The organism is Corynebacterium sp. HMSC072G08, from assembly GCF_001809185.1.
Classification (GTDB): Bacteria; Actinomycetota; Actinomycetes; order Mycobacteriales; family Mycobacteriaceae; genus Corynebacterium; species Corynebacterium phoceense.
The window spans coordinates 40,002-62,854 of record NZ_KV796428.1; the positions used below are offsets into that span (position 1 = coordinate 40,002).

Genomic DNA, 22,853 nt, shown 5'->3' on the forward strand with positions numbered 1-22,853 from the left:
CTGTGGCAATTTCCACGCCCCAAGCCTTAAAACGCAAGACCTACGGCCAGGCCGCCGGGCTCATTGCGCCGGCGCTCATCGTGCTGGCTATCGTCATCGGCTACCCCATCGTGCGCGCCATCATGCTCTCCTTCCAGGGCAACCGGCGCCTCGACCCCTCCACCGGCGTCTTCGTCGAAGGACAGTTTGCAGGTCTCGAGAACTACCTCTACTGGGTCAACAACCGATGCATGTCCGGCACGGGAGTGGTGAGCGCCTGCCCGCCGGGGGTTATCGCCACGGACTTCTGGCCTGCCGTGCGCATCACGATCTTCTTCGCCGTCGTCACGGTGCTGCTCGAGACCATCCTCGGCATGATCATGGCACTCATCATGAACGGCGAGTACAAGGGCCGCGGCCTTGTACGTGCGGCCGTGCTCGTGCCGTGGGCCATTCCTACGGCCGTGACGGCGAAGCTGTGGCAGTTCATGTTCGCCCCGCAGGGCATCGTCAACTCCCTGCTGGGCACGCACGTCGCGTGGACGACGGACCCGTTCTATGCGCGTTTGGCCGTCATCATCGCGGACGTGTGGAAGACTGCGCCGTTTATGGCGCTGCTCATCCTCGCCGGCCTGCAGATGATCCCCAGGGACGTCTACGAGGCGGCCCGCGTCGACGGCGCCACCGCGTGGCAGCGCTTCACCAAGATCACACTACCGCTGGTGAAACCGGCCCTCATGGTCGCCATCCTCTTCCGCACCCTCGACGCACTGCGCATGTACGACCTGCCCGTCATCATGATTTCCAGCTCCTCGAACTCGCCCACCGCAACGGTGTCGCAGCTCGTGGTCGAGGATATGCGCCAGGGCAACTTCAATTCGGCCTCGGCACTGTCCACGCTCATCTTCCTGCTCATCTTCGCCGTCGCCTTCATCCTCATCCGCTTCCTCGGCGCTGACGTGGGCGGCACGGCGGAGAAGCGTGCGCAACGCCGCCAAGAAAAAGCGGCGAAGAAAGCTCAGGACAACCAGGAGGTAGCAGCATGACCGGCAACAAACTGTGGAGCACCGTCGGCCACTACGCCGGCATCCTCTTCATCATGTTCTGGGGTCTTGCGCCCTTCTACTGGATGGTCGTCACGGCCTTGCGCGACAGCGCCCACACGTTCGATACAACTCCGTGGCCCACGCACGTCACGCTCGACAACTTCAAGGACGCGCTCGCCACGGACAAGGGCAACGACTTCCTCGGCGCCATCGGCAACTCCCTGCTTATTTCGCTCGCGACGACCGCCGTCGCCGTCGCCGTGGGCGTGTTTACTGCGTACGCGCTCGCGCGTCTCGACTTCCCCGGAAAGGGCTTTGTCACAGGCATCATCCTCGCGGCCTCCATGTTCCCAGGCATCGCGCTTGTCACGCCGCTCTTCCAGCTGTTCGGCGATCTCACGTGGATCGGCACCTACCAGGCGATGATCATCCCGAACATCTCCTTTGCCTTGCCGCTCACGGTCTACACGCTGCTCAGCTTCTTCCGGCAGCTGCCGTGGGAGCTCGAGGAGGCCGCCCGCGTCGACGGCGCGACAAAGGGCCAGGCCTTCCGCCTCGTCCTTTTGCCGCTCGCCGCACCGGCACTCTTTACCACCGCGATTATCGCGTTTATCACGACGTGGAACGAGTTCATGCTCGCCAAGCAACTGTCCTCCACCGCCACCGAGCCGGTGACGGTCGCCATCGCGCGCTTCAGCGGCCCCTCTGCTTTCGAGTACCCTTACGCGGCGACGATGGCCGCGGGCGCCCTCGTGACGGTGCCACTCATTATTATGGTGTTAGTTTTCCAGCACCGTATCGTGGCGGGGCTTACCGCCGGAGGAGTGAAAGCCTAGATGAGAACGAGTCACACAGCGCTTGCCGTCGGCACCTTCGTCGCCGCTGCGCTCGCCGTGACTGCGTGCAGCAGCGGCGAGGAATCCGCGGAGACGTCGGCGCCCGCCTCCCCCGCGCCGAGCGTGCACAGCAGCGCCGCGTCCCCAACGAGTATGGCCTTACCTACCGATGCCCCCGCTGCGGCATCAGTCCCCGCCGAGGCCTCGGCCCCGGCTGACGGTGGGAATGAGGGGGCATCGGAAAGCCCAGCCCCCGCGGCACCGCTGACGAATCCGCAGGGCGCAGAGCCCACCGCCGAGGGCGCCCCGACCCCGCAAATCCTCAGCCCCGCGGAGCTAAGGGGCAAGGACATCGAGCTGGCCTCCGGGGAATACCTCGTCATTACGGGCGCAGAGGGGCTCGACGCGACGGTCGCTGATCCTGCCGTTGCCGTCTTCAGTCCGGCCTACGAGCAAGACGGCACCCAGTTCAACGCCGGCGTCGGCGGGCTCACTGCAGGCACCACCGAGGTACAGCTCTCTGACGGCACGACATTTAGCGTGACGGTGCGCTAATGCGCCGCGCGCTTCTGTGGGACTCGGCCTTGGGCTTCGTCGGCTTCTTCGCTGCCCTGGCCCTCCTGCAGGCCATCCTCAATCTCTTCCAACCCTCCCCCGCTCTGTGGCCCGGCCTCTTAGCCGGAGTCCTCGTGGCGCTCGAGTGGGCACTGTGGCGGGCCAAGCGAAAGGATCTTCAATGAGCTGGTTCCACAACGCCATTTTCTACCAAGCCCTCCTCCACGCCTTCAATGACTCGAATGGCGACGGCATGGGCGACCTGCGCGGAGTGACGGACAAGCTCGACTACCTGGAATGGCTGGGCGTGGATTGCCTCTGGCTGCCGCCCATGTTCGACTCGCCCATGCGCGACGATGGTTACGACATCGCGGACTACCGCTCCATTAACCCGCGCTACGGCACGATGTCCGATTTCGAGGAGCTCCTGGAGCAGGCGCACGCGCGCGGCATCCGCGTCATCACGGACTTGGCACTCAACCACACCTCTGACCAGCATTACTGGTTCCAGGAGTCCCGCCGCGATCCCGCCGGCCCCTACGGGGACTACTACGTGTGGGGCGACGACCCCACGCGCTACCCCGAGATCCGCATTATCTTCACCGACTACGAAATCTCTAACTGGGCGTGGGACGAGGAGCGCGGGCAGTACTACTTCCACCGCTTCTACACGCACCAGCCGGATCTCAATTACGACTGCCCGGCGGTGCAGACCGAAATCTTCGATATCGTGCGATTTTGGATGGACAAGGGGCTCGATGGTTTCCGCCTCGACGCCATCCCCTATCTCTTCGAGCGCGACGGCCAAGGCGGCGAATCCCTGCCCGAGACTTTCGCATTCCTCGAGCGGCTGCGCGCGATGGTCAATGCGGAGTACCCGGAAGCGATGATGATCGCCGAGGCCAACCAGCCGCCGCGCGAAACCATGGAGTACTTCGGCAGCGGCAACCGCGTCCACATGGTCTTCAATTTCCCGGTGATGCCGAAGATTTTCGAGGCCGTCGCCACCGGCAGCGCCGAGCCCCTCTACGACATCCTCGACGAACTACCGCCCCTGCCGGCTGACTGCCAGTGGGGCACGTTCCTGCGCAATCACGACGAGCTCACCCTCGAGATGGCAAGCCCTGCGGCGCGCACCCGGATGTACGACGCCTATGCCAAGGACCCGCGCGCCAAGGCGAACGTGGGCATCGCACGCCGTCTCGCCCCGCTCATGGAAGGCGATCGCCGCAAGATCGAGCTCCTCTTCTCCCTGCTTATGACACTGCCGGGCGCGCCCTTTATCTACTACGGGGACGAGATTGGCATGGGAGATGACGTCTCCCTTCCGGATCGCTATGCCGTCCGCACGCCCATGCAGTGGGAACCAGGCCCCGGCGCCGGCTTTTCTACCGGCGAGACCCGGTGGCCCATCGTTGGCGGCGAGGGCACTTCCGTCGCGGAGCAGCAGCTTGACGATGCCTCCTTGCTCATGACCGTCCGAGGGCTCATCGCCCAGCGCAAGGCGCACCCCGAACTCGGCACGGCGCCCTATGAAGCGGTCGAGACTGGCGTCGAAGGCGTGTTCGGCTTCCAGCGCGGCGATCTGCTCTGTCTCCACAACTTCACCGACGCGGACGTCGACTTGGGCCCGGTGGAATTGGGCCCATATGGCTACGCGTGGGTGCCGATCGAAGAAATTGGGGACGGAGCCGTATAGGCGCCCAGCCGTCACATCCTCGTCCTCGATTGGCGCGCCCCTCATCCGTCGGCTATTCTTCGCGACTGCTCGCGCGCCATGCCGGCATGAATATGTGATGCCATGTCTGCGCGTTTTCGGGGACTATCACCGTGGCTCACGGTCACGTAGAACGCCTCGAACGGCCGTTTTCGGGCTTGTGAGCGGTGAAAAACGAGTCTACTTTATCACCAAGACGAAACTATGTGACGCTCCCCTCAGGCTTAAATGAACTAGAGGTTAACTCCAGTTGTGCTGCGATTTAACACCTGTTCCCCTAGGGTCAAATGAGCACACATTAGAACTAATACTGCAGGTCAAACCAATTTTTAACTGCAGACAGGCCAGCGGTCTAAGCTTCAAACTGTACATACTCGTCGCGCATTTCCTGCGCTTCGCACCTGCGTCGAACCGGGAAGCCGCAACAGAGCCATCCCGTCGTACAAGAAAGAAATCTCCGCCGTGACAGCGACCCTGCTTATTCTCGCCATCGTGGTCATCACCGCGTTGGCTTTTGACTTCACCAACGGTTTCCACGATACGGCCAACGCTATGGCAACCTCGATTGCCACCGGCGCCCTCAAGCCGTTCACGGCAGTTGCCATCTCCGCCGCCCTCAACCTCGTGGGCGCATTCCTGTCCGTCAATGTCGCGGCAACCGTCGCCAAGGGCATCGTCAACCTTGACTCCTACAACCTCTCGAGCGCCACGGACGGCGAGAACCTTCTCATCGTCGTCTTCACCGGCCTCATCGGCGGCATCTTCTGGAACCTGTTCACCTGGCTCCTCGGCCTGCCGTCCTCCTCCTCCCACGCTCTGTTCGGCGGCCTCATCGGCGCGGCCTTCGCCGCCATGGGCACCGGCGGCGTCGCATGGTCGTCCATCATGGGCAAGATCATCGTGCCGGCCCTCGCCTCGCCGGTGATCGCAGCCCTCGTGTCCGCCACCGCAACGGCCCTCGTCTACTGGGTCACCAACACCATCCCGGACAAGACGAAGAACGAGCACTTCCGTCACGGCCAGATTGTCACCGCATGCCTAGTCTCCCTCGCACACGGTGCCGGTGACGCGCAGAAGACCATGGGCGTTATCTTCCTCGCCCTCGTCGCTGCTGGCGAAGCCGTCTCCGACCAGCGCATCCCGACCTGGGTCATCGTTGCCTGTGCCGTCACCATCGCGGCCGGCACCCTCTCCGGCGGCTGGCGCGTTATCCGCACCCTGGGCAAGGGCCTCGTTGAGATTGAGTCCCCGCAGGGCATGGCCGCCGAGGCCACCTCCGCCGCCATCATCCTCACCTCCGCCGCTGGCGGTATGGCGCTGTCCACGACGCACGTGTCCACCGGTTCCATCATGGGTACCGGCATCGGCAAGAAGGGCGCCGAGGTCCGCTGGGGCGTGGCCATGCGCATGGTATCCGCCTGGCTGATTACCATCCCGTGCGCCGCCGCCGTCGGCTTCGCTTCTTGGTGGGTCGCAACGGGCGTCTCCGCGGCTACGACCACCACCGTGGGCGTCATCGTCGACTTCATCATTCTCATCGCCATGGCGGTCATCATGGTCATCCGCGCCCGCATGAACCCGGTCGACGCATCCAACGTCAACGACGAGTGGGACGCGGACGCCGAGTCCGTCGACTCCTCCCTGGAGCCCAAGACCCCCGCGGCCGTCGCCAACGAAGGCGCTGTCGCTACCGCAGCCGCAGCCTCCACCATCAACGACCCGGCTTCCCCCGCTCCGCAGGCCAAGAACCTGTAAGCACTGTTAAGAAGGTAACTCGCTCATGACTGCCGCATCTATCGCCATCGCCATCTTCCGCGTCGCCGGGCTCGCGCTCATCTTCGGCGCCGGCATTCCCCTCCTCTTCGCCCTGGGCATGCGCTGCATGACCGGCGACCCTATCCGCAACGACCAGGGTGTCATCGTCGGCGACACCGAGGCCTCCACGCAGATGAAGGTACTCGGCTGGACCGTCTACGCGTTCCTCGCCGCCGTCATCGTCGTGGCCATCCTGTGGATCTCCAAGGGCACACTGGAGCACTACTTCGGCTGGGAGCTCTTCGGAAACCTCGGAGGCTCTCACTAGCCCCTTCAACGACACGCCGCGTGCATATTTATGTGCATGCGGCGTGTCGCCGTTTTTCACCACCTCACCCGCACATTCCCCACTAGGTGAACAGCAGGTAAACATAGCCTTAACAAGAACTTTGCCCAAACATAGGTCAACATGTATAGTGGGTACTTACCAACGAAGTGTCGTCCGATCGATACCGCTCGGACGTTCTTCCTCTAGAGAGGGATGCACACATCCCCGATGATCGACAAAGGAGGTTCGACAATGAATACGATCACTACCCTGCTGGACACGCTGTCCTCAGCCTTCGGCGGCTCCACGGCCACCGGCCTCGATCTCATTCAGGAGACCCCCACCGCCGCCCGCGTCGCCGAGCACCTGCTCGAGCACGACCTAGTCCCGGCCACCTCGGCTGAGATTATTTCCACATTCGAGTCCGCCACTGGCCGAGCTCCCCGCACCGCGGAGCTCGCAGCGACCGAAGGCTTTCTGTCCAGCTTCGGGTGGGCTGCATAAACTCCCGCCCCTCAGCGACCCCGCACGACCTTTCCAAGGCCCGCGGGGTCGCTTTTTATATAGCCCAGCGGGCCCACCCCCCCCAGCCCCGCGCCACGCCACCAGACCACTTCAGAAAAATTTTTGAGGATTTCCTCACGTTTGAGCTGCGAAAACTAGTTTCGTGCTACAAATCACCGGCGCGGCAGTGTGGAAAACCGCCGGTCGTGCCAGTACGATTTCCAAACATGACTATTTCCTCACATTTGACGGAACTCGAAACCGCCGCGGACACCACCGCCGCGAAGATTGCTGAGCTCAAGCGTCGCCGCGAGGCCGCCCAGGCACCCATGGGCGAAAAGGCGCATGAGAAAGTCCACGCAGCTGGCCGCCTGACTGCACGCGAACGCCTCGATTACCTGCTTGATGAAGGCTCGTTCGTGGAGACCGACATGCTCGCCGTGCACCGCACGACGGACTTCGGCATGGGCGCCAAGAAGCCCGTGACGGACGGCATCGTGACCGGCTGGGGCACCATCGACGGCCGCGAGGTGTGCATCTTCAGCCAGGACGGCACCGTCTTCGGCGGCGCGCTCGGCGAGGTCTACGGCGAAAAGATGGTGAAGATTCAGGAACTCGCCGTGACCACTGGCCGCCCGCTCATCGGCCTGTACGAGGGCGCGGGCGCGCGCATCCAAGACGGCGCGGTGTCCCTCGACTGGATTGCCGCAACCTTCTACCAGAACATCAAGGCCTCCGGCGTCGTCCCGCAGATCTCGGTCATCATGGGCGCTTGCGCTGGCGGCAATGCCTACTCCCCGGCGCTGACCGACTTCGTCGTCATGGTCGACGAGAAGTCCAAGATGTTCGTCACCGGCCCGGACGTCATCACGACCGTCACTGGCGAGAAGGTCACGCAGGAAGAGCTCGGCGGCGCCAAGGTCCACATGAAGGAGGCCGGCAACTCGCACTACACGGCATCCTCGGACGAGGACGCACTCGACTGGGTCCACGATCTCGTGAGCTACCTGCCGTCGAACAACCGCCAGCTCGCTCCCGTCGAGTCCTACGAGGAACTCGACGAGATCACCGCAGACGACCTCGTTCTCGATGAGATTATCCCGGACTCCCCCACCCAGCCCTACGACGTTCGCGACGTCATCGAGGCGCTCACAGATGACGGCGAGTACATGGAAATCCAGGCAGCGCGCGCCGAGAACGTCGTGGTCGCCTTCGGTCGCATCGAGGGCAAGACCGTCGGCTTCGTTGCTAACCAGCCCATGGTGTACGCCGGCTGCCTCGACATCGACTCCTCGGAGAAGGCCGCACGCTTCATCCGCACGTGCGACAGCTTCAACATCCCGATCGTCCTCCTCGTCGATGTCCCAGGCTTCCTGCCGGGCTCGGACCAGGAGCACAACGGCATCCTGCGTCGCGGCGCGAAGCTGCTCTACGCCTACGGCGAAGCCACCGTCCCGAAGATCACCGTCACTATGCGCAAGGCCTACGGTGGCGCGTACTGTGTCATGGGTTCCAAGGGCCTGGGCGCTGACGTCAACCTGGCATGGCCGACCGCACAGATAGCCGTCATGGGTGCCGCCGGCGCTGTGGGCTTCATCTACCGCAAGGAGCTCAAGCAGGCGCGCGAGAAGGGTCTCGACGTCGCCGAGCTCGCCAAGTCCTTCGAGCGTGAGTACGAAGACCACATGCTCAACCCATACAAGGCGGCCGAGCGCGGCCTCATCGACGCGGTCATCCTGCCATCGGAGACCCGTTCCACCATCGCGAAGAACCTGCGCCTCTACGCGGACAAGAACGTCGCCCGCCCGGCCCGCAAGCACGGAAATATCCCGCTGTAAATCACACGGAGCAACAACCGGCAGGACCACACCAGCGCGCACCGCTTGGCAGCGCTGATGCGACCCCTGCCGGTTCCGGCTTGTAAACTAAGGCGTTATGACTGATCTGAAAACCACTGCAGGCAAGATTGAGGACCTCGGTAATAAGATTGCCGAGTCCCGCTCGCCACTCGGCGCGGATGCCGGTACCCCAGCGGCCCGCGCGCGGCTGGATGCCCTCATGGACGACGGATCCTTCGTGGAAACGGACGCTCTCGCCCGTCACCGCTCCAAGGATTTCGGCCGCGAGCACGACCGTCCTTACACGGACGGCGTCATCACCGGCTACGGCACGATCAATGGCCGCAAGGTCTGCGTCTACTCGCAGGACGCCACCGTCTTCGATGGCACGATGGGCGAGGTCTACGGCGAGAAGATCATCAAGCTCTACGACCTAGCTTTGAAGACCGGCGTGCCCATGGTCTCCATCGTCGAGGCCGGCGCCCCGCGTGCCCAGGAGGGCATCGTCACGCTCGCCATGCAGGCGCGCATCCTCGAGCGCGTCACGCGCGCCTCGGGGCTTATCCCGCAGGTCGCCATCCAGGTCGGCGAGCTCGCCCCGCTGGCTACGCTCGCCCCGGTCATGGCGGATATCGTGATCGGCGAGGGCGGCCACCTTCACGCCGCAAATGCGGACGAGGCCATCGCCGCCGCCCGCACCGTGCTGGGCTACCTGCCTTCCAATAACCGCGCAGAGGCCCCGCGCACGGACGCCGCCCTCCAGGCAGGCTCCATCGCGGAGAATATCTCGGAGTCCGACCGCGCGCTCAACGCGGCCATCGCGGACAACGGCTCCTTCGAGATGAGCGCCATCGTCGACGCCCTCTTCGATGACGTCCTCGAGCTCCAGGCCGATGTGCGCGGCATCTCCACCGCATTCGCCCGGCTCGAGGGCCGCACCGTCGGCCTTATCGCGACGGCCGGCGGCTTCGACGAAGCCGCAGCGGAGAAGGCCGCCCGTTTTATCCGCCTGTGCGACGCGTTCAACACGCCGATTATCGAGCTCGTCGACACCCCGGAGCTCACCGCGCAGCCAGCACGTCTATCCAAGCTCGTCCAGGCCTACGCCGCGGCGACCGTGGGCAAACTCACCGTGGTCCTGCACCGCGCGTACGGCTCCGGCTACGTCGTCATGGGCTCCAAGGATCTCGGCGCGGACCTCGCCTACGCATGGCCCACCGCGGAGATCGCCGTCGCGGACGCCACGACGCTCGCCAGCACCCTGGGCGTCGAGGAGGCCGAGGCTGCAGAGTTCCTCACCCCGTACCAGGCCGCCGAGCGCGGCCTTGTCGACGCCGTCATCGAGCCGGCCGCCACCCGCGGCTACCTCATCGAGGGCCTGCGTCTCCTCGAGCGCAAGATCGTCTCGACCCCCGCCAAGAAGCACAGCAATATCGTTCTTTAGAAACTACCCAAGGAGGCAGCTATGAACGCTCCCGTCATTCAGGTCCTGCGGGGCAACCCCAGCGACGACGAGGTCGCGGCTCTCACCGCCGTCCTCACGCAGCTCGACGCGGACGCCCGCGCCAAGGCCGCGCAGACGAAGCAGACGCGTGATCTGTGGACCGAGCCGGGCCACCGGTTCAACCCGTCCGCGTTCCGCAACGTGCGCTACTACTAAAGCATGCGTATCGTTCTCGCTTCTCAGTCCCCGTCCCGCGCAGCCATCTTGCGCGGCGCCGGGGTCGAACCCGTTTTACGCCCCGCACACGTCGACGAGCGCGCCATCGAGGCTGAGCTTGCCGATGCCGCCCCCGGCGACGTCGTCGCAGCCCTCGCCGCTGCCAAGGCCGAGGCCATCGCGCCCCACTACCCTGATGACGTCGTCATCGGCGGCGATTCCATGCTGCTGCTCGACGGGCAGCTCCAAGGCAAGCCGCACACCGAGGAGCGCACTGTCGAGCGCTGGCGCGCCCAAGCGGGCAAATCCGCGCAGCTGCTCACCGGACACTGCATCCTGCTCGGCGACAAGCGCTACGTGGAGACTTCCACGACGACCGTCCACTTCGCGCAGGCCTCCGAGACCGACATCGCGGCCTACGCGGCCTCGGGCGAACCCCTCCAATGCGCGGGCGCGTTCACGCTCGAGGCCCTCGGCGGCTGGTTCATCGACGCCATCGAGGGCGACCCCTCCTCGGTCATCGGCCTGTCCCTGCCCGTCGTGCGCCGCGCGCTCTACGAGTTTGGGGTGAACGCCTCGGAATTCTGGAATCTGCCGCGCAACTAGCCACGCGACTCCCTCCATCCTGCGTAGAGTGGCGAACATGGAAATGAAAGACATGCTTGCCCCGGATCCCATCCTGCTGCCGGAAGACCCCGGCCACGACGTCACCGACCTTACGCAGGGCGCCGTCGAACACCCCAGCTCCCCGCTCGTGTGGGCGCTGCTCGCCGAAAAGGAGCTCGCCCGCGTCCGCGAGGACGAGGCCTTGCCCACCGCCTACATCACGGCCTACGCCCTCGCCCGTACCGGCTACCACCGCAGCCTCGACCGCCTGCGCGGCAACGGCTGGAAGGGCTGGGGTCCAGTCCCCTTCGCCCACGTGCCTAACCAGGGCGTCCTACGCTCCTGGGCCGCCCTCGCCCACGCCGCCCAGGCCATCGGCGAGACAGACGAGTACGACCGTCTGCGTCAGATGCTCTCCGACGCGGACCCGGACTGCGTGGCGCAGCTGCTCGACTAAGGCGCGCTTCACGCGCGACAGAACGGGGCCCCATGTGGCTTGACGGATACCTCGAGCAATTCAGAAACCGCCTCGCCGATTTCCTCGCGGAGGCCGCGTGCCCACGGGGATGGTCTGCGCCGCGGCGAACCTCACGGCACCACGCATGCCGGACCAGACGATGACAGAACCCTCGCGGCGAGCAGCGCCGTGCGCAGGGTGACCAGAGCCGACGTCGTTGATGAGTCCCTCGCCATCGAGGATGGAGATGACGCGGCGGTTGACGCCGGCCTTCTTCACGATGGAGGTGGCGACGGCATCGGAAGGGCTCATGACGGCGCCGGCCGCAACGCCGTGGCGTAGAGCAGCGGCGGGAGGATGAGGTCGGGCTCGATGTCGAGCTCCGGGACCGGTGTGACGACAGCGACGACGACGCTCACCACGAGCAGCATGATGACTGCCACGACGATTTAAAAAAGCACCTCCCGATCATATGGGAGGTGCGGGTCATCGCCAGATTCCTAGGTTCTCGCGTTGACCGTGAAGGCACGTGCGCTACGCGTCGGCCGCCTCGACGCGGGAGATGGCTTCCGCAGCGACCTTCTCCTGGATGCCCATGTCGAGCTCCGAGGTGAAGCCCACGCAGGAGCAGTTGATCTCGCCGAGGACGTAGGTGTCCTCGCCGTTCTCGCCGTCGGCGAGCATGAAGTCCGCGGTCCAGATGAGCGGGACGTGGCCGGTCTCGCCAAGCTTCTCGGCGATGACGGGGCGGGCGCGCTCGAACATGGCGAGCAGCTCCGGCCAGGCTTCCGGCTTGTCGTAGGTGTACTTCGCGCCAGAGAAGAGCGTCGCGGAGAAGTTGTCGCCACCCTCGGCCGGCTTCTTGTGGACGATAAAGACCGGCTCATTGCCCACGAGGAGAATGCGGATTTCGCCTTCGACAATGCGCGGCATGAAGCGCATGTCGACGAGCATGCCGTTGTCGCCGATGATGTACTGGTCGCAGAAGTCCATGAACTCGCCCAGCGTGTAATCATGCGTCTTGTTGTCGACGGCCTCGGTGCACTTGAGCGCCGTGTCGAGCGGCAGCGCGGTGCCCGGCTCGACGGAGGCAGCCAGATCTGCATCAGCGAGGCGAACGCGCCAAATGCCCTCACCCGTGGAGCCGCGGTTCTGCTTGAGCACACGCTCACCGAAAGACAGGGAGGTAGGGAAGGTCTCGTGGAAGTCGGAGACCTCGTAGTAGGCCGCAGTGTCTTCCGGCACGAGCGGGGTGTCATTGAGCTTAACCAGAGCGTCCTTGGCGCCGTAAGCCATCATGTCGGCCGGGGTGGACATGCCCACGAGCCCGGCGTCCGCCAGCTTGGTGAGCAGCTCGAAGTAGCCCTTCTCGCCGCCGGGGATGTTGCCGGGGTTGACGCGCGAGATGTAGGCGTCAAAGTTCTGGGAGACGCGCTCGAAGATCTCGTCCGCGTTGTCCGGGTGGAAGTAGATGACCTCCGAGTCCCATCCGTTGGCCTTGATGGCCTCCACGATGGGCATGGTGTCCTTGCGGTGGCCGTCCGGTCCCTTGTCGGAGCCGCCTTCAACCTCAAAAACCACGATTGCCTTGTGCACAGCAATTTACCTTTCGTCCCTGGGAAAAATTGTTGTGGGCGCGTAAAGGGAATTCCTCCGGCCCTCGCCTAAAAACTACCTGAGTACACTCGTTTTCGCGCGCTAAAGAAACCGTGATTAACCCCACCTACCCACGGCCCACGCACCCCACCTGCATCGTTGTTATAACCAGCCCCCCACGTGTATCCGAGACCACATTACGTTACCCCTTGTTGGGTATCGCGGTATTGTAAAAGGGCTAAAGACTACGCTAGGGAGTTCACCCTCAGCCCGTCCTGAATCAACAGAAAGGCCACCAGGACCATGATTGAGACCGACCCAAATCCGTCGTTCCAGGACTACGCCGTTCCTTCACGCATGGTTTCCGCGCCGTGGCTGTCCGCCCGCTTGGGCATTCCTGGCTTGCGCGTCATTGAGGTCGATGAAGACAACCTCCTCTACGACATCGGCCACATCCCCACGGCCACACGCATCAACTTCCACACGGATCTGCTGGACAAGCTCACCCGCGACATCATCGGCCCCGAGGATTTCGCAGCACTCATGCGCTCCAAGGGCATTCACCGCGACGACACCATCGTCGTCTACGGCGACAAGAACAACTGGTGGGCCACCTACGCCCTGTGGGTCTTCGAACTCTACGGCCACCCAGACGTCCGCCTCCTCGACGGCGGCCGTGACGCCTGGATGAACGAGGAACGCGATACCTCCTACGCCGTCCCGGAGCACCCGGAGTCCGAGTACCCCGTCACCGAACGCGACGACGCGGACCACCGCGCCTTCGTCGCCGAATTGGGCGACGCTTCCCTCGTCGACACTCGCCCCACCGAGGAGTACCAAGGCATCGCCACGGAGTTCTCCCCCAAGGGCGATTCTTCCTACGGCACGACCATCCGCCACGGCCACATCCCGGGCGCCGTCAACCTGCCGTGGTCACTCGCCGTGCATTCCAACGGCGCCTTCCGCTCACGCGCCTCGCTCGACGAGGCCTACGCGGAACTCGATCCAAAGAAGGACACCATCCTCTATTCGCACCTCGGTAGCCAGGCAGCCCACACGTGGTTCGTCCTCAAGTTCCTCTTGGGATTTGAGAAGGTCCGCAATTATGACGGCTCCTGGGCCGAGTGGGGCAACATGATCCGCATGCCCATCGAGCGCTAAACCCTTCACACCACCGAACGAGCCCTTACCGACACGCCGCACCGTCTTTAACCGCGACAAAAGTGCAGGTAAGGGCTTTGTCGATCAAATTTCTAGAAACCTGACGGATCACTCATGTTTTTGTGTGCGATAATAGTCCGAGCACAAACAAACTAGGAAGGTTTTAAATAAGCCGTGACTGTTGAAACCAAGAAGATCACCAAGGTGCTCATCGCCAACCGCGGTGAGATCGCCGTGCGCGTCATCCGTGCCGCACGCGACGCTGGAATTGCCTCTGTCGCCGTCTACGCCGAGCCGGACGCGGACGCCCCGTTCGTCGCACTCGCTGACGAGGCCTTCGCCTTGGGCGGTCAGACCTCTGCCGAGTCGTACCTCGACATTGCCAAGATTCTCGACGCCGCCGCGAAGTCCGGCGCCAACGCCATCCACCCGGGCTACGGCTTCCTCTCCGAGAACGCCGAGTTCGCCCAGGCCGTCCTCGACGCCGGCCTCATCTGGATTGGCCCCTCCCCGCAGTCCATCGCCGATCTCGGCGACAAGGTGACGGCCCGCCACATTGCGGAGCGTGCCGATGCCCCCATGGCTCCAGGCACCCCGGACCCGGTCAAGGACGCCGCCGAGGTCGAGGCCTTCGCTGACCAGCACGGCCTGCCCATCGCCATCAAGGCCGCCTTCGGCGGCGGCGGACGCGGCATGAAGGTCGCCTACGAGCGCGACGAGGTCGCCGAGCTCTTCGAGTCTGCCACCCGTGAAGCCACCGCCGCCTTCGGCCGCGGCGAGTGCTTCGTCGAGCGCTACCTCGACAAGGCCCGCCACGTCGAGGCCCAGGTCCTCGCCGACCAGCACGGCAACGTCATCGTCATGGGTACTCGCGACTGCTCCCTGCAGCGCCGCTTCCAAAAGCTCGTCGAGGAGGCCCCAGCCCCGTTCCTCACCGATGAGCAGCGCGCCACCATCCACGAGTCTGCCAAGCGCATCTGCCGCGAGGCTGGCTACTACGGCGCCGGCACCGTCGAGTACCTCGTCGGCTCCGACGGTCTCATCTCCTTCCTTGAGGTCAATACCCGTCTGCAGGTCGAGCACCCGGTCACCGAGGAGACCACCGGCTTCGACCTCGTGCGCCAGCAGTTCCGTATCGCCGAGGGCCTGCCACTGGAGATCACCGAGGATCCCGCTCCGCGCGGCCACGCCTTTGAGTTCCGCATCAACGGCGAGGACGCTGCCGCGGGCTTCATCCCGGCACCGGGCACCATCGTCCAGTACTCCGAGCCCGCCGGTCCCGGCGTGCGCGTCGACTCCGGCGTCCAAGCCGGCACCGTCGTGGGCGGCAACTTCGACTCCATGCTCGCCAAGCTCATCGTCTGGGGCGAGGACCGCGAGCAGGCCCTGCAGCGCGCCCGCCGTGCCCTGGCCGAGTACACCGTCACCGGCCTGCCCACCGTCATCCCCTTCGACCGCGCCATCGTCGAGGACCCCGCGTTTACCGCAGAAGACGGCTCCTTCGGCGTCTACACCAAGTGGATCGAGGAAGAGTGGGTCAACGGCCTGCCGCCGTACACAGATCCGGACGCCGACGCTGGCGCGTCGGCAGAAGACAACGAACCCGGCCAGAAGTTCGTCGTCGAAATCGGCGGACGCCGCGTCGAGGTCGCCCTGCCGGGCAATCTCTTCTTCGGCAACACCGGCGGACGTAAGAAGACGAAGAAGCGTCGCGGTGGCGGCGCCAAGGCAGCCGTCTCCGGCGATACCGTAGCAGCGCCCATGCAGGGCACCGTCATCAAGGTCAACGTCGAAGAAGGCGCCGAGGTCAATGAAGGCGACGTCGTCGTAGTCCTCGAGGCCATGAAGATGGAAAACCCCGTCAAGGCCCACAAGTCTGGCACCGTAAAGGACCTCAAGGTCGAGAACGGCACCCAGATCAACAAGGGCGAGCCCATCCTCGACATCAAATAGAACATCCTGCCCTGGCGGCATCGCTTGCCGATGCCCCCTCGCCCAAGCCCGCAGCATGCCGGGGCATCGCTTGCCAGTGCCTCGTTGCCACCACCTCTGCCGCCGCTTGCTCCCCTGCACGCGGCGGCAGAATCATTTCTGCAACTCTGCGCAATCGCACTTGACACCGCCCACCCGTCCCTCGCACAGATTCGGTGTTTCGGCCTTGTGTCTGTCGTGCGCATGAGACAATTGCCTACATGGCTGAGATGACACATGCGCAGCGTGTTGCTGCTGCTAGAGATTTCGCTTCGCGGTGGAAAGACCGGGGTGCTGAAAAGTCAGATACCCAACAGTTTTGGATTGATTTGTGCTCCGAGGTGCTGGGGATGGGAAATCAGACCACGGCGTTGCATTTTGAGTCTCGTACCTCTGGCGCAGGCTGGATTGATGTTGTGGTCCCCGATGCGAAGACGTTCATTGAGCAGAAGTCGCTCGGCATCGACATGGACAAGCCGGAGCCGCGCCAGGGCACGATGGTGACGCCGTACCAGCAGGCTAAGCGCTATGCGGACCAGCAGCGTAACTCCAAGCGCCCGGACTACATTGTCATCTGTAACTTCGGTGAGTTCCGCATTCATCATCTTGATGATGACTTTCCAGAAACCGAGTATGAGTCCTTCAAGCTTGAAGAGCTGCCCGAGCAGCTGCATCTTCTCGACTTCCTGGTCAACCCGCAGGCGCAACGTGCCCGACGCGAGCAGAAGGCATCACTGCAAGCTGGCGAGCTTATCGGCAAGCTCTACAAGCTGCTGCGCGAGCAGTACGTTGACCCGGATTCTGCCGCATCCCAGCATGCACTCAACGTGTTGTGTGTGCGCTTGGTGTTCTGCCTGTTTGCCGAGGACGCGGGCATCTTCCCGAAGAACGCGGTGTTGAACTACTTAGCCCCTTTCAATGCGTCCGCGTTGCGTCTCGCCCTCAAGCGCCTGTTTATCCAGCTCGATACACCGTTAGACCAGCGTGACCCGTATGATGAGCAGGCACTTGCGGTCATGCCCTACGTCAACGGTGGCCTGTTCACAGGCACAGATGTTGAGATCCCTAACTTCACAGACGAAATTCGCGAGCTGCTCATTACCGAGCTGTCGGCGGATACGGACTGGTCGCACATTAGCCCAACGATCTTCGGTGGTGTCTTTGAGTCCACACTCAATCCTGAAACTCGTCACCAAGGGGGTATGCACTACACCAGTCCTGAGAACATTCACAAGGTCATTGACCCGCTGTTTTTGGATGCGTTGACCGATGAGCTGACAGACATCATCAATGAGCCGGGTGTGGGTGCAGTCAAACGGCGCAACAACCTCAAGCGCTACCACGATAAACTTGCCAGCCTGACCTTTTTCGACCCTGCTTGTGGTTCGGGCAACTTCCTCACTGAGACCTATATCAGTCTGCGCCGCTTGGAAAACAAGGTGCTCTCTGAGTTAGCGAATGACCAGACCGCGCTCGATTTTGGCGGTGAGTCCTCACAGATCAAGGTGCATATTAGCCAGTTCTACGGCATTGAGATCAACGACTTCGCGGTATCGGTCGCGCAGACTGCGCTTTGGATTGCCAAGCTACAAGCCGACGCGGAGACCGAGATTCTCACCTCAGCAAACATCGATAACCTTCCGCTGCGCGACTCTGCGAACATCATGCTTGGCAACGCGCTACAGCTCGACTGGGCAGACGTCCTTGAACCGGACCAGTGCAGCTTCGTTATTGGAAACCCACCGTTTTTGGGCGCGCGCAACCAGTCCAAGGAGCAAAAGGCCGAGCTACAGGCCACGTTCAAGTCCATCGGTGCGACGAAGAACCTGGGCAACATCGACTACGTAGGCGGCTGGTACGCCAAAGCCGCCAAGTACTTAGGCAACCACGACATCCGCGCAGCCTTTGTCTCAACCAACAGCATCTGCCAAGGTGAGCAAGTCGCCAACGTATGGAGCCGTATCTGGGACATGGGCATCCGCATCGACTTCGCACACGACACGTTCAAATGGACCAACGGCGCAGCAGACCAAGCAGCCGTCTACTGCGTCATTGTCGGCTTCTCCAAGCTCGGAGGACCAAAGACACTCTTCCACTACCCCACCGTGACGGGCGAGCCTGAAATAAGCCACCCGAAACAACTAAACGCTTACCTCAAAGACGCGCCCGAGGTCTTCGTATGGAGCCGGTCTAAGCCGCTCTCAGATGTACCCAGTATGGGGATTGGTAACAAACCGATTGACGGTGGTAATTATCTGTTCACACAGGAGGAGAAGGACCAGTTCTTAAGAGCTGAACCAAAGTCCGATCCATTCTTTCACCGCTGGTACGGGTCCCGCGAGTTCATCCAAGGCATTGAGCGCTGGGTGCTATGGGTCGGAGAAGCTTCGACAGCCGAGCTGAATAGACTGCCCCTCGTCAAGGAACGTATAAAGGCCGTTCGAGATTACCGCGAACAAAGTTCCAGCGCTGGCACACGGAAGCTCGCAGCTCGCCCTAAGAGATTCCATGTCGAGAATATCCCAACGACTACTACCATTCTCTTGCCACAGACTTCATCAGAGCGCAGGAAATACATACCTGTTGGGTTCCTCCAACCCGGCGAGTTCGCGAGCAACGCCGTACGGCTAATCGCAGATGGTTCCCTATATGTATTCGCATTTATCCATTCTCGCGTACATAACGCGTGGATGAGGACCACCAGTGGCCGCTTGAAGTCGGACTACCAGTATTCAAGCAAGGACACTTATAACAACCTCATCTGGCCAGATGTCACGCCCGAACAGGAAGCAGAAATTGCCCAGCTCGGCCAGGCCGTGCTCGACGCACGAGCCCAGTACCCAGACTCGACCATCGCGCAAATGTATGACCCCGACAACGACTGGATGTACCCCGAGCTCACTAAGGCTCACGCGGCACTGGATGCAGCTGTCGAGCGTGCCTATGGTCTAGAACCCGGTTGCGAAGAAAAGACCATCGTGGAGCACCTATTCAAGCTCTACTCGCAAGCCGTAGAGAAAGCTGAAAAGGCTTCCTAGCAGGAAAAGAAAGTCTCACCCAACGCCGGACAGCTATAGTCAAAAGCGCAGTTTTAACGCGGGCCAAAGACGACTCGCACTGTGTGCTGAAGGGATTTAGGCGGCATCGGCAGCCTCCTGCGCCATGATGACAGCCCACCGGACCTGCAGGTTCGATGGGCTGTACGCTGGGTGAGCTACCTGGTATTACTTAATGACGGCAATGAGGTCGCCGCCCTCTACCTTGGTGGCCTTGCCAATGGCGACACGCTCGATGACGCCATCCTTGGTCGCGGAGATGGAGGCTTCCATCTTCATGGCCTCGATGACGGCTACCTGGTCACCGGCCTTGACCTCGTCGCCCGCAGAAACGGTCGGGTTAACCACACCAGCGAACGGAGCGGCGACGTGGCCCTCGTTGCTCGGGTCGGCCTTCTCGACGGAGGCGACGGTGGATTCGACGTTATTGTCGCGGACCTTCATCGGGCGAATCTGACCGTTGACCGTCAGGACAACGTTGCGCATACCCTTCTCGTCGGCCTCGCCGAGTGCATCGAGGCGCACAGTAATCGGCTTGAGGTCAGCGCGGTCGTTGGAACCTTCAGCGAAGTAGTGAACCACGTACTCGTGGCCTTCTTCCAGACCGTAGAGGAACACGGTGTCCGTCAGAGCTTCCGTGTTGCCGTACTTGCGGCGGAACTCGTTGAACTCCTCGAACTGCTTCGGGAAGAGCAGGCGGTTGAGGGAGTCACGGCGCTCCTGGGAGTTATCCGAGTTGAGGTGCGGCAGCTCCTCCTCTGGGACCTCCTTGACCGTGACTTCGCCCGGGGTACGGCCTTCGAGGACACGGTCGCGCAGCTCCGGCCAGCCGCCCGGAGGAGTACCGAGTTCGCCACGCAGGAAGGCGATGACGGAGTCCGGGATGTCGTACTTGGACGGGTTAGCTTCGAACTCGGCCGGGTCCACGCCAGCGCCCACAAGCTGCAGGGCGAGGTCGCCCACGACCTTGGAAGACGGGGTGACCTTGGTCGGACGGCCGAGCATCTCGTTGACGGCGGCGTAGGTGTCCTCGATGACCTCGAAGCGGTCCTCGAGGCCCAGAGCGGTCGCCTGAGCGCGCAGGTTGGACAGCTGACCGCCCGGGATCTCGTGGCGGTACACGCGGCCAGTCGGGCCAGGAATACCCTTCTCGAACGGCTTGTAGAGCTGGCGGACGGCCTCCCAGTACGGCTCCAGGTCGGAGACGGCCTTGAGGTCGAGGCCAGTGTCACGCGCGGAGTTGGAGAATGCCGCGACAATAGCAGACAGGGACGGCTGCGACGTGGTACCGGCCAACGGAGCGGAGGCACCGTCGACGACATCGGCACCGGACAGCGCCGCCGCGTAGTAGGTCGCCATCTGGCCACCCGCAGTGTCGTGGGTGTGGACGTGCACCGGCAGGTCGAATTCCTTGCGCAGTGCCATGACCAGCTTGGAGGCAGACTCCGGACGCAGCAGGCCCGCCATGTCCTTGATAGCCAGCACGTGTGCACCCGTGCCCACGATTTCCTCGGCGAGCTTGAGGTAGTAATCCAGCGTGTAGAGCTTCTCATTCGGAGAGCACATATCGCCGGAGTACGCCATGGCAACCTCAGCCACGGACTTGTCATTCTCAAGGACAGCCTCGATAGCCGGACGCATCTGGCTCACATCGTTGAGGGCGTCGAAGATACGGAAGATATCGACACCAGACTTGGCGGCTTCGTCCACAAAGGCGTGGCACACCTTGTCCGAGTACGGCGAGTAGCCAACCGTATTGCGGCCGCGCAGCAACATCTGAATATTCTGGTTCGGCATGGCCTCACGCAGCAGGTCAAGGCGAACCCACGGGTCCTCCTTGAGGAAGCGCATCGCGACATCGTAGGTCGCTCCGCCCCACGCCTCCACCGAGTAGAGGGACGGGGTCATGCGGGCCACGGCCTCCGCGGCGGAGACGAGGTCAGTACCGCGCACACGGGTGGCGAGCAGCGACTGGTGCGCGTCACGGAATGTCGTGTCCGTAACGCCGAGAGCCTGCTGATTGCGGATCTTTTCTGCCCAAGCCTTCGGACCCAGCTCAAGCAGATCGTCACGAGAACCACGCGGCAGCTCAGAGTTGCGATCGAATTCTGGGAGCTTGTCGAACGGACGAAGCGCGGTCGGACGCGTGCCATTCGGCTTGTTCACGGTGACGTCCGCGATGTAGTCGATGATACGGCCGGACTCGTCCACAGCCGGCGGAGCCTTGAGCAGGTCCGGGTGGGACGCGATAAAGCTGGTGTCGACGCGGGTCTCGGTGAAGTCCGGCTCGCGCAACAGGGCGCGCAGGAAGCCGATGTTGGTGGCAACGCCGGCGACGGTGAACTCGTTGAGGGCGCGCTGTGCACGGGCGACAGCCTGCTTGAAAGTGACGCCACGGCAGGTCATCTTCACCAGCAGGGAGTCGAAGTTCGGGGAAATCTCGGCGCCGACGGCAGTCGCGCCATCGAGACGCACGCCCGCACCACCCGGAGAGCGGTACGTGGTCAGGGTGCCGGTATCCGGGCGGAAACCGTTGTTCGGGTCTTCAGTCGTAATACGGCACTGCAGGGCCGCGCCGGTGATGTGGATATCCTCCTGGTGCAGACCAAGCTGCTCGAGGGACGCGCCCGCAGCGATGTGCATCTGCGACTTCACGATGTCGACACCGGTGATTTCCTCGGTAACGGTGTGCTCGACCTGGACACGGGGGTTCATCTCGATGAAGACGTGGTTGCCGCGCTCGTCCACGAGGAACTCGACAGTGCCAGCGCCCTCGTAGTTGATGTGCTGGCAGAACTTCACGGCGTCCGCACAGATGCGGTCACGCAGTTCCGGATCCAGCGTCGGAGCCGGAGCGATCTCCACGACCTTCTGGTGACGACGCTGCACGGAGCAGTCACGTTCGAAGAGGTGGATGACGTTGCCCTGGCTATCGGCGAGGATCTGGACCTCGATGTGCTGCGGCTTAATCACGGCGGTCTCAAGGTAGACGTGACCGTCGCCGAAGGCAGCCTCGGCCTCGCGGGAGGCCTCCGCGCACTTCTCGCGCAGCTCAGACTCGTTCTCGATGAAACGCATGCCGCGTCCGCCGCCGCCTGCGACTGCCTTGACGAACAGCGGGTAGGTGAAGTCCTTGGAGTACTCGACGAGCTTGTCCACGTCAGTGGACGGCTCGGAGTCCTTCAAGGTCGGCAGGCCCGCCTCCTGAGCGGCGTGCACCGCAGCGGCCTTATCGCCGGTGAGGTCCAGGGTCTCCGGAGTGGGTCCAATGAACTTGATTCCGGCCTCGTTGCAGGCACGGGCAAGGTCCGCGCGCTCAGAGAGGAAGCCGTAACCCGGATAGATGGCATCCGCGCCCGACTTCTTGGCGGCACGAATCACCTCATCGATATCGAGGTAGGCCTTCACCGGGGCACCCTCGGCGCCAATGCGAACGGCTTCGTTGGCGAATGCACGGTGGAAGGAGTTGCGATCCTCACGTGGGTAAATTGCAACGGTCTTCGCGCCAATTTCGAAAGCGGCACGGAAGGCACGGACAGCAATTTCGCCGCGGTTGGCTACAAGCACCTTGTTGAACGTCGGTAACGCGGTGGCAGACACTGCAGTAGGTTCCTTTCGGATTGTGGTCATTGGTTCACGTTGCTACGAGGTAGTTCAGAAAACTAATGCCAGCACGGGTGATCCACATCTCAGATTAGTAGTGCGTGATGCACGATGCGAACACGATCCCACACTATTGGTACTAAAGGGGGGTAAAACGTCCCGAAGGCCGGACGCCCGACGTATAA

The 22,853-nt window shown here is 62.9% G+C and carries 20 protein-coding genes; 16 read left to right on the forward strand and 4 right to left on the reverse strand.

The annotated features are described in order from the left end of the window. Positions 1-2 precede the first annotated feature (2 nt). From HMPREF2559_RS07590 to HMPREF2559_RS07650, 13 genes are all read left to right on the forward strand, one after another. On the forward strand, positions 3-1,025 hold the full coding sequence (locus tag HMPREF2559_RS07590) for a carbohydrate ABC transporter permease (RefSeq protein WP_066485166.1): 1,023 nt from the start codon (positions 3-5) through the stop codon (positions 1,023-1,025). Beyond that, entirely contained in the window at positions 1,022-1,861 is an 840-nt protein-coding gene (locus HMPREF2559_RS07595) for a carbohydrate ABC transporter permease (protein ID WP_066485159.1), read from the forward strand. Before HMPREF2559_RS07590 ends, HMPREF2559_RS07595 begins: the two co-directional genes overlap by 4 nt. Continuing rightward, complete coding sequence (locus HMPREF2559_RS07600; RefSeq protein WP_066485152.1) at positions 1,862-2,416, forward strand: hypothetical protein; 555 nt, start codon at positions 1,862-1,864, stop codon at positions 2,414-2,416. Continuing rightward, complete coding sequence (locus HMPREF2559_RS07605) at positions 2,416-2,601, forward strand: hypothetical protein (RefSeq protein ID WP_066485149.1); 186 nt, start codon at positions 2,416-2,418, stop codon at positions 2,599-2,601. Before HMPREF2559_RS07600 ends, HMPREF2559_RS07605 begins: the two co-directional genes overlap by 1 nt. Next, a complete protein-coding gene (gene treS, locus HMPREF2559_RS07610; RefSeq protein ID WP_066510901.1) occupies positions 2,598-4,115 on the forward strand; it encodes a maltose alpha-D-glucosyltransferase in 1,518 nt (505 codons plus the stop codon). The genes HMPREF2559_RS07605 and treS overlap by 4 nt, the downstream gene beginning before the upstream one ends. A 480-nt stretch (positions 4,116-4,595) precedes the next feature. Then, positions 4,596-5,888, forward strand: coding sequence for an inorganic phosphate transporter (locus HMPREF2559_RS07615; protein ID WP_066485141.1), 1,293 nt, complete (start codon positions 4,596-4,598; stop codon positions 5,886-5,888). Between the two features lie 25 nt (positions 5,889-5,913). After that, positions 5,914-6,216 carry a hypothetical protein gene (locus HMPREF2559_RS07620; protein WP_066485134.1) on the forward strand — a complete coding sequence of 101 codons (303 nt, stop codon included), beginning with the start codon at positions 5,914-5,916 and terminating at the stop codon, positions 6,214-6,216. Positions 6,217-6,468: 252 nt separating this feature from the next. Then, positions 6,469-6,720, forward strand: a complete 252-nt coding sequence (locus tag HMPREF2559_RS07625; RefSeq protein WP_066510899.1) for an adenine nucleotide alpha hydrolase family protein — start codon at positions 6,469-6,471, stop codon at positions 6,718-6,720. 227 nt (positions 6,721-6,947) lie between these two features. Then, complete coding sequence (locus HMPREF2559_RS07630) at positions 6,948-8,558, forward strand: acyl-CoA carboxylase subunit beta (RefSeq protein WP_066485126.1); 1,611 nt, start codon at positions 6,948-6,950, stop codon at positions 8,556-8,558. A gap of 97 nt (positions 8,559-8,655) precedes the next feature. Beyond that, positions 8,656-10,002, forward strand: coding sequence for an acyl-CoA carboxylase subunit beta (locus tag HMPREF2559_RS07635; RefSeq protein WP_066485123.1), 1,347 nt, complete (start codon positions 8,656-8,658; stop codon positions 10,000-10,002). A 21-nt stretch (positions 10,003-10,023) separates the two neighbouring features. Then, positions 10,024-10,218, forward strand: coding sequence for an acyl-CoA carboxylase subunit epsilon (locus HMPREF2559_RS07640; RefSeq protein WP_066485115.1), 195 nt, complete (start codon positions 10,024-10,026; stop codon positions 10,216-10,218). A gap of 3 nt (positions 10,219-10,221) precedes the next feature. Beyond that, complete coding sequence (locus HMPREF2559_RS07645) at positions 10,222-10,824, forward strand: Maf family protein (protein ID WP_066485113.1); 603 nt, start codon at positions 10,222-10,224, stop codon at positions 10,822-10,824. Positions 10,825-10,861: 37 nt separating this feature from the next. Continuing rightward, entirely contained in the window at positions 10,862-11,281 is a 420-nt protein-coding gene (locus HMPREF2559_RS07650) for a DUF3151 domain-containing protein (RefSeq protein ID WP_066485111.1), read from the forward strand. A gap of 60 nt (positions 11,282-11,341) precedes the next feature. On the opposite strand, the gene HMPREF2559_RS07655 is transcribed toward HMPREF2559_RS07650, so the two are convergent. The 3 genes from HMPREF2559_RS07655 to HMPREF2559_RS07660 all read right to left on the reverse strand — a co-directional run bounded on the left by HMPREF2559_RS07655 (position 11,342) and on the right by HMPREF2559_RS07660 (position 12,877). Continuing rightward, positions 11,342-11,593 carry a hypothetical protein gene (locus HMPREF2559_RS07655; protein ID WP_066485101.1) on the reverse strand — a complete coding sequence of 84 codons (252 nt, stop codon included), beginning with the start codon at positions 11,591-11,593 and terminating at the stop codon, positions 11,342-11,344. Next, positions 11,590-11,724 carry a hypothetical protein gene (locus HMPREF2559_RS13405; protein ID WP_255356834.1) on the reverse strand — a complete coding sequence of 45 codons (135 nt, stop codon included), beginning with the start codon at positions 11,722-11,724 and terminating at the stop codon, positions 11,590-11,592. Before HMPREF2559_RS13405 ends, HMPREF2559_RS07655 begins: the two co-directional genes overlap by 4 nt. 91 nt (positions 11,725-11,815) lie before the next feature. Beyond that, complete coding sequence (locus HMPREF2559_RS07660) at positions 11,816-12,877, reverse strand: Cj0069 family protein (RefSeq protein ID WP_066485099.1); 1,062 nt, start codon at positions 12,875-12,877, stop codon at positions 11,816-11,818. Between the two features lie 303 nt (positions 12,878-13,180). Between HMPREF2559_RS07660 and HMPREF2559_RS07665 the strand changes: the two genes are divergently transcribed. From HMPREF2559_RS07665 to HMPREF2559_RS07675, 3 genes are all read left to right on the forward strand, one after another. Beyond that, complete coding sequence (locus HMPREF2559_RS07665) at positions 13,181-14,038, forward strand: sulfurtransferase (RefSeq protein WP_066485097.1); 858 nt, start codon at positions 13,181-13,183, stop codon at positions 14,036-14,038. Between the two features lie 174 nt (positions 14,039-14,212). After that, on the forward strand, positions 14,213-15,991 hold the full coding sequence (locus tag HMPREF2559_RS07670; RefSeq protein ID WP_066485091.1) for an acetyl/propionyl/methylcrotonyl-CoA carboxylase subunit alpha: 1,779 nt from the start codon (positions 14,213-14,215) through the stop codon (positions 15,989-15,991). A gap of 239 nt (positions 15,992-16,230) precedes the next feature. After that, positions 16,231-19,047: a class I SAM-dependent DNA methyltransferase gene (locus tag HMPREF2559_RS07675; RefSeq protein WP_070540177.1), complete on the forward strand. Its 2,817-nt coding sequence runs from the start codon at positions 16,231-16,233 to the stop codon at positions 19,045-19,047. 186 nt (positions 19,048-19,233) lie between these two features. Here HMPREF2559_RS07675 and HMPREF2559_RS07680 read toward each other — a convergent pair whose 3' ends face one another. Further along, positions 19,234-22,665 carry a pyruvate carboxylase gene (locus HMPREF2559_RS07680; protein ID WP_070540180.1) on the reverse strand — a complete coding sequence of 1,144 codons (3,432 nt, stop codon included), beginning with the start codon at positions 22,663-22,665 and terminating at the stop codon, positions 19,234-19,236. Between the last annotated feature and the right edge of the window lie 188 nt (positions 22,666-22,853).

Excerpts from the sequence above, each read along its gene's own strand:
- HMPREF2559_RS07625 (WP_066510899.1), top strand. The coding sequence starts at position 6,469 with ATGAATACGATCACTACCCTGCTGGACACGCTGTCCTCAGCCTTCGGC.
- HMPREF2559_RS07620 (WP_066485134.1), top strand. The coding sequence starts at position 5,914 with ATGACTGCCGCATCTATCGCCATCGCCATCTTCCGCGTCGCCGGGCTC.
- HMPREF2559_RS07645 (WP_066485113.1), top strand. The coding sequence starts at position 10,222 with ATGCGTATCGTTCTCGCTTCTCAGTCCCCGTCCCGCGCAGCCATCTTG.
- HMPREF2559_RS07675 (WP_070540177.1), top strand. The coding sequence starts at position 16,231 with ATGGCTGAGATGACACATGCGCAGCGTGTTGCTGCTGCTAGAGATTTC.
- HMPREF2559_RS07600 (WP_066485152.1), top strand. The coding sequence starts at position 1,862 with ATGAGAACGAGTCACACAGCGCTTGCCGTCGGCACCTTCGTCGCCGCT.
- HMPREF2559_RS07630 (WP_066485126.1), top strand. The coding sequence starts at position 6,948 with ATGACTATTTCCTCACATTTGACGGAACTCGAAACCGCCGCGGACACC.
- HMPREF2559_RS07595 (WP_066485159.1), top strand. The coding sequence starts at position 1,022 with ATGACCGGCAACAAACTGTGGAGCACCGTCGGCCACTACGCCGGCATC.
- HMPREF2559_RS07605 (WP_066485149.1), top strand. The coding sequence starts at position 2,416 with ATGCGCCGCGCGCTTCTGTGGGACTCGGCCTTGGGCTTCGTCGGCTTC.
- HMPREF2559_RS07640 (WP_066485115.1), top strand. The coding sequence starts at position 10,024 with ATGAACGCTCCCGTCATTCAGGTCCTGCGGGGCAACCCCAGCGACGAC.
- treS (WP_066510901.1), top strand. The coding sequence starts at position 2,598 with ATGAGCTGGTTCCACAACGCCATTTTCTACCAAGCCCTCCTCCACGCC.
- HMPREF2559_RS07665 (WP_066485097.1), top strand. The coding sequence starts at position 13,181 with ATGATTGAGACCGACCCAAATCCGTCGTTCCAGGACTACGCCGTTCCT.
- HMPREF2559_RS07655 (WP_066485101.1), bottom strand. The coding sequence starts at position 11,593 with ATGAGCCCTTCCGATGCCGTCGCCACCTCCATCGTGAAGAAGGCCGGC.
- HMPREF2559_RS07650 (WP_066485111.1), top strand. The coding sequence starts at position 10,862 with ATGGAAATGAAAGACATGCTTGCCCCGGATCCCATCCTGCTGCCGGAA.
- HMPREF2559_RS07635 (WP_066485123.1), top strand. The coding sequence starts at position 8,656 with ATGACTGATCTGAAAACCACTGCAGGCAAGATTGAGGACCTCGGTAAT.